The organism is Streptomyces sp. NPDC045678, from assembly GCF_056432085.1.
Genome location: NZ_JBWKJS010000021.1, coordinates 1 through 11,519, shown reverse-complemented (window position 1 = coordinate 11,519; position 11,519 = coordinate 1). Strand labels below are relative to the sequence as shown.

Annotated in this window: 2 protein-coding genes; both read left to right on the top strand. The window is 71.5% G+C overall.

The genetic code is table 11. The features are described 5' to 3' along the window. Positions 1–4,910, top strand: a 4,910-nt coding sequence (locus AC07DO_RS39780) for an SDR family NAD(P)-dependent oxidoreductase (protein ID WP_479067412.1), incomplete at its 5' end; no start/stop codon positions are given. 49 nt (positions 4,911–4,959) lie between these two features. Next, a partial coding sequence (locus AC07DO_RS39775; RefSeq protein WP_479067410.1) for a type I polyketide synthase occupies positions 4,960–11,519 on the top strand: 6,560 nt, incomplete at its 3' end.

Here is an 11,519-nt window from a genome sequence, read left to right as displayed (position 1 = left end):
TGTTCGCCGAGGCCTTCGACGAGGTGTGTGAGTTTCTCGACGCCGAGTTGGGTGGTTCGGTTCGGGAGGTTGTGTTTGAGGGGCCGCGGGAGCGGTTGGATCACACGATGTGGGCGCAGGCGGGGTTGTTTGCGCTTCAGGTGAGTCTGGCCAGGTTGTGGGGGTCGGTGGGGGTGCGGCCGGATGTGGTGGTCGGGCACTCGATCGGTGAGATCGCGGCGGCGCATGTTGCGGGGGTCTTCAGTCTGGCGGATGCGTGCCGGGTGGTGGGTGCGCGGGCGCGTTTGATGGGTGCGCTGCCTGAGGGTGGGGCGATGTGTGCGGTGCAGGCCACACCTGAGGAGCTGACCAGGGACCTTGAGGGTTCTGGTGTGAGTGTGGCGGCCGTCAACACCCCGGATTCCACCGTTATTTCGGGTCCGGCGGACGAGGTCGAGAAGGTCGCCGCGCTGTGGCGGGAGAAGGGACGTAAGACCAAGGCGTTGTCGGTCAGTCACGCGTTCCACTCCGCCTTGATGGAGCCGATGCTCGCGGACTTCACCGAAGCGATACGTGATGTGGAGTTCACCGCCCCCAAAATCCCGCTGATCAGCAACGTTTCCGGTACGGAGGCGGGGGTTGAGATCACTGCTCCGGAGTACTGGGCCCAGCATGTGCGCCAAGCCGTCCTCTTCCAGCCCGCCATTGCCGAAGTAGCGCCTCGTGCAGGCGTGTTCCTGGAGTTGGGGCCCGCCCCAGTCCTGGCCACCGCCGCGCAGCGCACGCTCGATGACGTCGCCGATCCGCGAGAAGGTGAGCCCGTCGTCACGGCGTCCCTGCACTCGGGCCGGCCGGACGACCTTGCGTTCGCGCAGGCCGTGGGCCGCCTGCACACGGCTGGAGTCGCCGTCGACTGGTCGGTCTTCTTCGCGGCGGATCCGGTGCCGTGCGTGGTCGAGTTGCCGACGTATGCGTTCCAGCGGGAGCGGTTCTGGTTGGCGGGGCGTGCGGTGGGTGGGGATGCGGCGGGGCTGGGTCTGGTGGCGGCGGGGCATCCGTTGCTGGGTGCGGCGGTGGAGTTCGCCGACCGGGGTGGTTGCCTGTTGACCGGGCGGCTGTCGCGTTCCGGGACTTCGTGGCTGGCTGATCATGAGGTTGGCGGGGCGGTGTTGGTGCCGGGTGCGGCGTTGGTGGAGTGGGCGTTGCGGGCCGGTGATGAGGTTGGTTGCGCGACGGTGGATGAGTTGATGTTGCAGGCGCCTGTGGTGGTGCCTGAGGCGTCGGGGCTGCGCGTGCAGGTTGTGGTGGATGAGGCGGGGGAGGACGGGCGGCGCGGTGTTCACGTCTACAGTCGCGCCGATGCCGACACCTCCGCCGATGTGGGTGGTGACGATTCGTGGGTCTGCCACGCCACCGGCGTACTCACTCCCGAAAGTCCCCTTGACGTGGACGAGACGATGTCCGGAGCCTGGCCGCCGGCCGACGCTGAGCCGTTGGACGTGGAGGGCTTCTACGCGACGGCAGCGGAGGACGGCTACGGGTACGGCCCGGCGTTCCAAGGTTTGCAGGCTGTGTGGCGGGACGGCCAGGACCTGCTGGCCGAGGTCGCCCTGCCCGAGGCCGCGGGCGCCTACGACGGATACGGCATTCACCCCGCCCTCCTCGACGCCGCCCTGCACCCTCTCCTCGTCTCCCGCCTCCAGGAGCGTTCCGAGGACGATCAGCTCTACGTGCCGTTCGCGTGGACCGGTGTGTCGCTGCGGGCCGTGGGTGCCACGACCGTCCGTGTGCGCCTGCGCCCGGCAGGGGAGAGCCCCGAGCACGGGGTGAGCGTGACGGTGACGGATACGACCGGCGGTCTCGTCCTGAGGGCCGACGCCCTTCAGACGCGTCCCGTGCAGCCGGGGCAGCTCGTCGCCGCGCAACAGCGGGACGTACGCGGGCTGTTCGCAGTGGAATGGACGCCGCTGCCGGTCCCGTCGTCCTTGGGGGACGCGGGAGACGGTGGGGGTTGGGTCGCGCTCCCGGATGACGGTGGTGGCGGCTTGGCTGATGTGGTGGCGTCGGTGGGTGGTGAGGTGCCGTGGGCGGTGCTGGCGCCTGTCGATACCTCTGTGGGTGACGGGTTGCGGGTTGCTGAGGGTGTGTTGTCGCTGGTGCAGGAGTTCCTGTCCGCACCTGAGTTGGAAGAGTCTCGTCTTCTTGTTGTGACGCGCTGTGCTGTGGCCGCGGATGGTGACGGTGATGTGGATGCGTCCGCGGCGGCGGTGTGGGGTCTGGTGCGCAGTGCGCAGTCGGAGAACCCGGGTCGTTTCGTCCTGCTCGACATCGACGTGGACCTGCGTACGGATGGTGAGGGCGCGTTGCCGCAGTCTCTGTTGCGCCGCGCCGTCGAAGAGCTCGATGAGCCCCAACTCGCCCTCCGTGACGGGAAGCTCCAGATTCCCCGCCTCACCCAGGTACGTCACTCCGCCGACATCGTCGCGCCGCCCGGCGAGGCGGCCTGGCGTCTGCGGATGGTGAACGACGGTTCGCTGGACGACCTCGCGGCGGTTGCCTGCCCGGAGGTGCTCGAACCCCTGGCGTCCGGACAGGTCCGTCTGTCGGTGCACGCCGCCGGCATCAACTTCCGGGACGTACTCGTCGCGTTGGGAATGGTCCCCGCGTACGGAGCCATGGGCGGTGAAGGCGCCGGTGTCGTGACGGAAGTCGGCCCCGACGTGACGCACCTGTCGGTCGGCGACCGGGTGATGGGCGTGTTCGAGGGGGCGTACGGGCCCGTGGTGATCGCCGATGCGCGGATGGTAACGCTGGTGCCGCGGGGCTGGGACATGCGGGAGGCGGCCGGTATACCGGCGGCCTTCCTCACTGCCTGGTACGGCTTGGTCGAGCTGGCCGGGTTGAGGGCGGGTGAGCGGGTGTTGATCCACGCCGCTACGGGTGGTGTAGGGATGGCGGCGGTGCAGATCGCCCGGCATGTCGGGGCTGAGGTGTTCGCCACCGCGAGTCCGGGGAAGCATGGCGTGCTGGAGGAGATGGGGATCGACGCCGCCCACCGTGCGTCCTCGCGGGACGTGGGATTCGAGGACGTGTTCCGGCAGGCCACGGACGGGCGCGGTGTGGACGTCGTACTGAACAGCCTCACCGGTGAGTTCATCGACGCCTCCCTGCGGTTGCTGGGGGAGGGTGGCGGCCGGTTCCTGGAGATGGGCAAGACGGACGTACGCGCTCCTGAGGAGGTGGGTGCGGAGTACCCGGGCGTCACGTACACCGTCTACGACCTGGTGGGCGATGCCGGGCCCGAACGCATCGGCCGGATGCTGGACCAGCTCGGCGAGTTGTTCGCCTCAGATCGGCTTAAGGCCCTCCCGGTACGTTCCTGGCCGCTGGCCAAGGCGCAGGAGGCGTTCCGGTTCATGAGTCAGGCGAAGCACACGGGCAAGCTGGTGCTGGAGGTCCCGCCTGCCCTCAACCCCGAGGGCACGGTGCTGATCACCGGTGGCACCGGCGCGCTGGGGCAGGTCGTGGCGGAGCACCTGGTGCGGGAGTGGGGCGTACGGCACCTGCTGCTGGCCAGTCGGCGTGGCCCCGACGCCCCGGGCAGCAGTGAACTGGTCGCGCGACTGTCGGAACTGGGTGCTTCGGCCGACGTCGTCGCGGCTGATGTGAGCGATCCGGGGTCGGTGGCGGAGCTCGTGGGCAAGGTGGACCCCGCCCATCCGCTGACCGGCGTCGTGCATGCGGCGGGTGTGCTGGAGGACGCGGTGGTGACCGCGCAGACGCCGGAGGGGCTGGGGCGGGTGTGGGCGGCCAAGGCTGCCGCCGCCGCGAACCTGCACGAGGCGACCCGGGACCTCCGCCTCGGTCTGTTCGTGGTGTTCTCCTCGGCCGCTGCGACGCTCGGCAGTCCGGGGCAGGCCAACTACGCGGCGGCGAACGCGTACTGCGACGCGCTGATGCAGCTGCGCAGGGCCCAAGGCCGGGCAGGACTCTCGGTCGGATGGGGCCTCTGGGAAGCCGCGAACGAGGAGAAGGGAAGCGAAACGGTCGGCACGACAACCGCCGCATCGACCGGCGGGGGAGGCACGGTAGGCGGAACGTCAGGTGGGATGTCAGGTGGGACGTCAGGCGGCGTGACCGGCGGAATGACGGGCGGACTCACCGGCACCGACATCGCCCGCATGAGCCGCATCGGCGTCAAGGGCATGACCCACGCCCACGGCCTGGCCCTGCTCGACGCCGCGTACCGAAACGGCCGCCCCCACCTGGTGGGATTCAACCTCGACCTGCGCACCCTCGCCACGCACTCCGTGGACACCAGGCCTGCCCTGCTGCGCGGCCTCGCCGCCCCCACCACGGGCGGTAGGCACAGGCCCACCGCGACGGCGGCCGGGCAGCCCGCGGACCTGGCCGGCCGACTGGCCGCCCTGCCGCCCTCCGACCGCCATCACACGCTGGTGCGGCTCATCAGGGAGCAGGCTGCCACCGTCCTCGGGCACCACCCCGACAGCCTCACCCCGGGCAGCACCTTCAAAGAACTCGGATTCGACTCCCTCACCGCGGTCGAACTGCGGAACAGGCTGTCCGCGGCCACCGGCCTCCGGCTGCCCTCCGGACTCGTCTTCGACCACCCGGACGCCGACAACCTCGCCGAACACCTCGGCGCGCAGCTAGCCCCCGACGGCGCCGTGCCCGCCGGGCAGGAGGCCACCGAACCGCTCCTCCGCGACCTCGCGAAACTCGAGCACGCCCTGTCCTCCGCCCCCGTCGAACACCTCGACGCCGAAGCGGTCACATCACGGCTGGAATCGCTTCTCTCGAAGTGGAAGTCGGCCAGTGCGGTGCCCGGCTCGGGCAGTACGAAGGAGCAGCTCAAGGTTGCCACGACCGACCAGGTCCTCGACTTCATCGACAAAGAACTGGGTGTGTGAAACGACCGTGCACGGCGCGACAACCACGCTGAAGGCTGGGTGAACTCTCATGGCGAGGGAAGAGGAACTGGTCGACTACCTCAAGCGGGTCGCCGCCGAACTGCACGACACCCGGCAGCGTCTGCGCGAGGTGGAGGACCGTCGGCAGGAACCGGTGGCGGTCGTCGGCATGGCCTGCCGTTTCCCCGGCGGCATCGAGACCCCCGAAGGCCTGTGGGACCTGGTCGCCGCGGGCGACGACGCCATCGCACCCTTCCCCACCGACCGCGGCTGGGACCTGGAGGGCATCTACCATCCGGACCCCGACCACCCGGGAACCTGCTACGTCCGCGAAGGCGGCTTCCTCACCGCCGCCGACCGGTTCGACTCCGACTTCTTCGGCTTCAGCCCGCGCGAGGCGCTGGCCAGCAGCCCGCAACTGCGGCTGCTCCTGGAGACGTCCTGGGAGGCACTCGAACGGGCGGGCATCGACCCCGCATCCCTCAAGGGCAGCCCCACCGGCGTCTACGTCGGCGCCGCCACCACCGGCAACCAGACGCAAGGCGACGCGGGCGGCAAGGCGACGGAGGGGTACGCGGGCACCGCGCCCAGCGTCCTCTCGGGCCGCGTCTCCTTCACGCTCGGCCTGGAGGGCCCGGCGGTGACCGTCGAGACCGCGTGCTCCTCCTCGCTGGTGGCGATGCACCTGGCCGCCAACGCGCTGCGCCAGGGCGAGTGCGACCTGGCCCTGGCGGGCGGCGTCACCATCATGTCCACCCCGGAGGTGTTCACCGGCTTCTCGCGCCAGCGCGGCCTGGCCCCCAACGGCCGCTGCAAGCCGTTCGCGGCATCGGCGGACGGCACGGGCTGGGGGGAGGGCGCGGGCCTGATCCTCCTGGAGCGCCTCTCCGACGCCCGTCGCAACGGCCACGACGTCCTCGCGGTCATCCGCGGCTCCGCCATCAACCAGGACGGTGCAAGTAACGGCTTCACCGCGCCCAACGGCCCCTCGCAGCGCCGCGTGATCCGCCAGGCCCTGGCCGGCGCCAACCTGTCCACGTCGGAGATCGACGTCGTCGAGGCGCACGGCACCGGCACCAAACTCGGCGACCCCATCGAGGCCGAGGCGCTCATCGCCACGTATGGCAAGGAGCGCGAGGACGACCGTCCGCTGTGGCTCGGCTCGGTCAAGTCCAACATCGGTCACACGCAGGCCGCGGCAGGCGTGGCGGGTGTCATCAAAATGGTGATGGCCCTACGGCGCGAACTGCTGCCCGCCACGCTGAACGTCGACGAGCCGACCCCGCACGTCCAGTGGGACGGCGGAGGCGTACGTCTTCTCACGGAACCGGTCCCGTGGTCGCGCGGCGACCGCCCGCGCCGCGCCGGTATCTCCTCCTTCGGCATCTCGGGCACGAACGCGCACGTGATCCTGGAGGAAGCGCCCGAAGCCCCCGAAGCGCCTGAAGCGCCCGAAGCCCCCGAAGTGCCTGCGGAGTCGTCCGGGGAAGCGGAGACGGCGGGGCCACAGTCGGCGCCGGGTGCGGTGGTGCCGTGGGTGGTCTCTGGACGGTCCGAGGAGGCGTTGCGCGAACAGGCGCGGCGGCTTGGCGAGTTCGTGGCGGGGAGTGCGGAGGCGGCGCCGGGTGAGGTCGGCTGGTCGCTGGTTGCGACGCGGTCGGTGTTCGAGCACCGGGCCGTGGTGGTGGGCCGTGGCCGGGAGGAGCTGGTGGCCGGGGTCGCGGCGCTGGCCACGGGCGAGGCGTCCGCGGATGTGGTGTCGGGGATCGCGTCCGGTGATGTGGGTCCGGGGCCGGTGTTGGTGTTTCCGGGGCAGGGGTCGCAGTGGGTGGGGATGGGGGCTCGGCTGCTGGACGAGTCACCCGTGTTCGCGGGGCGGATTGCTGAGTGTGAGCGGGCGCTGTCCGCTTACGTTGACTGGTCGTTGCGTGAGGTGTTGCGCGGGGACGGGAGTGAACTGTCCCGGGTCGAGGTCGTGCAGCCGGTGTTGTGGGCCGTCATGGTCTCGCTCGCGGCCGTGTGGGCGGATCAGGGGATCGTCCCGGCCGCCGTGATCGGGCATTCGCAGGGTGAGATGGCTGCCGCGTGTGTCGCGGGGGCGCTGTCGCTGGAGGATGCGGCGCGGATCGTGGCGGTACGCAGTGACGCACTGCGGCAGTTGCAGGGGCACGGCGACATGGCGTCCATCGGTGCCGGTTCCGAGCGGGCCGCCGAGCTGATCGGCGACCGGCCGGGCGTGAGCATCGCCGCGGTCAACGGGCCTTCCTCCACGGTCATTTCGGGGCCGCCCGAGCATGTCGCGGCCGTGGTCGCCGAGGCGGAGGCAGTCGGGCTGCGGGCCCGGGTCATCGACGTCGGTTACGCCTCCCACAACCCCCAGATCGACGCACTGCACGACCTCCTCACCGAGCGCCTGGCCGACATCCGGCCCGTCTCCACCGATGTGGCGTTCTACTCGACGGTCAAGGCTGAGCGCCTCACCGACACCACCGCCCTGGACACCGACTACTGGGTCACCAATCTCCGCCAGCCCGTCCGCTTCGCCGACACTGTCGATGCGCTCCTGGCTGATGGCTACCGGCTGTTCATCGAGGCCAGTGCTCACCCCGTGCTGGCTCTCGGCATGGAGGAGACGATCGAGCGGGCGGACGTGTCCGCGACGGTGGTTCCGACGCTGCGTCGTGACCACGGTGACGTCGCTCAGCTCACCCGTTCCGCCGCGCAGGCGTTCGCCGCGGGTGCGGAGGTGGACTGGCGGCGCTGGTTCCCGGCCGAGCCGGCCCCTCGTACCGTCGACCTGCCGACGTACGCCTTCCAGCGCCGACGCTACTGGCTGCCCGTGGACGGCGTCGGGGACGTGCGTTCCGCTGGGCTGCGGCGGCTGGAACACACGCTGTTGCCCGCCGCGCTCGGGCTCGCCGACGGGGCACTCGTGCTGACGGGGCGGCTCTCGGCGTCCGGCGGCGGCGACTGGCTGGCCGACCACGCGGTGGCGGGCACGACACTCGTACCCGGTGCCGCGCTGGTCGAGTGGGCGTTGCAGGCCGCCGACGAGGCGGGCTGCCCCACGCTGGAGGAGCTGACGCTCCAGGCGCCCCTGGTGCTGCCGGGCACCGGAGGCCTTCAGGTCCAGGTGGTCGTGGGCGCGGCCGACGAGCAGGGCGGCCGACGAGAAGTGCGCGTCTTCTCACGCACCGAAGCGGAGTCCGCGGCCGAATCAGCGGCCGAATCCGCGGCCCGGTCCGACGACGGGCCGGGCCGGGACGAGGACTGGCTGTGTCACGCGACCGGCGTGCTGAGCCCCGCCCCCGGCGACGTACCGGACGGGCTGACCGGACAGTGGCCGCCGACGGACGCCGAGCCGGTACAGATCGGTGACCTCTACGAGCGGGCCGCGTCGGCAGGGTACGAGTACGGGCCGTCGTTCCAAGGCCTGCATGCCGTGTGGCGGCAAGGGCAGGACCTGCTGGCCGAGGTGCGGCTGCCGGAACAGGCGGGCTCCGAGGACGGCTTCGGCATCCACCCCGTACTGCTTGACGCCGCGCTGCACCCGGCGCTTCTCCTCGCCGGTGACGCTTCCGACGAAAACCGGAACCCCAACCTCCCGTTCGCGTGGAACGGGGTGTCCCTGTGGGCCACGGGCGCCGCCACCGTACGGGTGCGGCTGACCCCGTACGGGGACGAGGGCGAACACGGTGGCGCGCTGCGCGTGACCGTCGCCGATGCCGCGGGCGCGCCCGTGCTCAGCGTGGACTCCCTGGCTCTGCGCCCCGCCGACCCTGAACTGCTGCGCTCGGCGGGCCGTGCGGGCGGTGGCGTCATCCCCAACTTGTTCACCGTCGAATGGAACGCGCTGCCGACTGCGGCAGCCGTGGGGGAGGGCACCGAGGAGAGCGCGGAGGACTGGGCTGTGCTCGGTCAGGAGACACCTGACTGGGCGGAGTCACATACCCCTCACTACCCCGACCTGCCCGCCCTGCTGGCCTCCCTGGACGAGGGGACACAGACCCCCAGGACCGTCCTGGTCGAGACCGCCACCCCGGCCTCCGGGACGGTCGACGCCCGAGGGCGGGCCGCCGCCGAGCACGTCTTGGGCCTGCTCCGGGACTGGCTCGCCGAGCCGCGTCTCACCGAGACCCGGCTCGTACTGGTCACTCATGGCGCGGTGTCGACGACCGATGCCACTGACGACCCGCACCTCCCGGCCATCGACGTACCCGCGGCCGCCCTGTGGGGCCTCATACGCGCCGCGCAGGCCGAACACCCGGACCGATTCGTCCTGCTGGACACGGTAGACACCGTGGACACGGACTCAGCTGTCGTCGCCGCGGCCCTCGCGACCGGCGAACCCCAGCTGGCCGTCCGCGGGGGAGGGGTACTGGTTCCCCGCCTGGCCCGCGCCGCCGCCACCGCCCTCAACACCGCGTCCGGCACACCGGCATCGGAGAACGCCACCCTCACCCCGAACGACCCCGCCCCCACCCCGAACGACCCCGCCCCCACGCCGAACGACTCCACCCCCACGCCGAACGACTCCACCCTCACTCCGAACGACCCCGGCCTCGCTCCCAAAGACCCCGCCCTCGCCCTCGCCCCCAACGGCACCGTCCTCATCGCAGGCGGCACGGGCATGATGGGCGGCCTGGTCGCCGAGCACCTGGTCAGTGCCTGGTCGGTACGGCACCTCCTGCTCGTCAGCCGCCAAGGCCCCGACGCCCCCGGCGCCCGCGGACTCGCCGCCCGGCTCACCGGTCTCGGCACCGCCGTCCGCATCGTCGCGGCCGACCTGACGGACGCGCGAGCCAGCGCCGACCTGGTCGCGTCGGTCGACCCCACGCACCCGCTGACGGGTGTGATCCATGCGGCAGGCGTCCTGGACGACGCCGTGGTCACCGCGCAGACCGGCGAGCAGCTGGCGAGGGTATGGGCTGCCAAGGCCTCCGTCGCCGCCAACCTCGACGCGGCCACCGCGGACCTCCCGCTCGGCCTCTTCCTCATGTTCTCCTCCGCGGCGGGTGTCCTCGGCAACGCCGGCCAGGTCGGCTACGCCGCCGCCAACGCCTTCGTCGACGCGCTGGTCGCCCGCCGCCGCGCGGCAGGTCTGCCGGGTCTGTCGATCGCCTGGGGCCTGTGGGCGCGCGGCAGCGCCATGACCCGCCACCTGGACGACGCCGACCTGGCGCGGCTGCGCGCCAGTGGCGTCAAGCCGCTGCTGGACGAGCAGGGGCTCGCCCTCCTCGACGCGGCACGCGCGGCCGCGCCCTACACCTCGCTGCTGGTGGCGGCGGGCATCGACGTACGCGAACTGTCCGCGGACGACGTACCGGCGATCCTGCGCAACCTCACAAGCCGCACCCGCCGGAGGGCCGCGGCCGACTCCGCCGTGGACAAGGGCGCGCTGGAGCGACGGCTCGCGGGCCTGGACGAGACGGAGCGCAGGGCGGCCGTCACCGATGTCGTGCGCGAGTGCGTGGCGGCGGTGCTCGGCCACCGGTCGCTCTCCGACGTACGCACCGAGGCCAACTTCAAGGACCTGGGCTTCGACTCGCTCACGGCGGTCCAGCTGCGCAACCGCCTCTCGGCGGCCAGCGGCCTCCGCCTGCCCGCGACACTGGCCTTCGACCACCCCACCCCCCAGGCCCTCGCCGCCTACCTCTGCACCCGCCTGGGCGGAGTGCCCTCGGCCCCCGCCGCGCCGGTCGCGCTGCCCGCCGCCACGACGGACGATCCGGTGGCCATCGTCGCCATGGCCTGCAAGTACCCGGGCGGAGTGGCGTCGCCCGAAGGACTGTGGGACCTGGTCGCGGCGGGCGTGGACACGGTCGGCGAATTCCCGACCGGCCGCGGCTGGGACCTGGAGCGCCTCTTCCACCCCGACCCGGACCACCCCGGCACCAGCTACGCCGACGAGGGCGCCTTCCTCCCCGACGCGGGTGATTTCGACGCGGCGTTCTTCGGGATCAATCCGCGTGAGGCGTTGGCGATGGATCCGCAGCAGCGTCTGTTGTTGGAGGCGTCGTGGGAGGTGTTCGAGCGTGCGGGTATCGACCCGACGACGCTCAAGGGCAGCCTGACCGGCACGTACGTCGGCGTCATGTACCACGACTACGCGGCCGGCCTGGCCCAGGACGCCCAGCTGGAGGGCTACTCCATGCTCGCCGGTTCCGGCAGCGTGGTCTCCGGCCGGGTCTCCTACACGCTGGGCCTTGAGGGCCCGGCGGTGACGGTCGACACGGCGTGCTCGTCGTCGCTGGTCTCCATCCACCTGGCAGCCCAGGCGCTGCGCCAGGGCGAATGCAGCCTTGCCCTGGCGGGCGGTGTCACCGTCATGGCGACCCCCGAGGTCTTCACCGGCTTCTCGCGCCAGCGCGGCCTTGCCCCGGACGGCCGGTGCAAGCCGTTCGCGGCGTCGGCGGACGGCACGGGCTGGGGCGAGGGTGTTGGTGTGCTGTTGTTGGAGCGGTTGTCGGATGCGCGTCGCAATGGTCGTCGGGTGTTGGCGGTGGTGCGGGGGTCGGCGGTGAATCAGGACGGTGCGTCGAATGGTTTGACGGCGCCGAATGGTCCGTCGCAGGAGCGGGTGATTCGTCAGGCGTTGGCGAGTGGGCG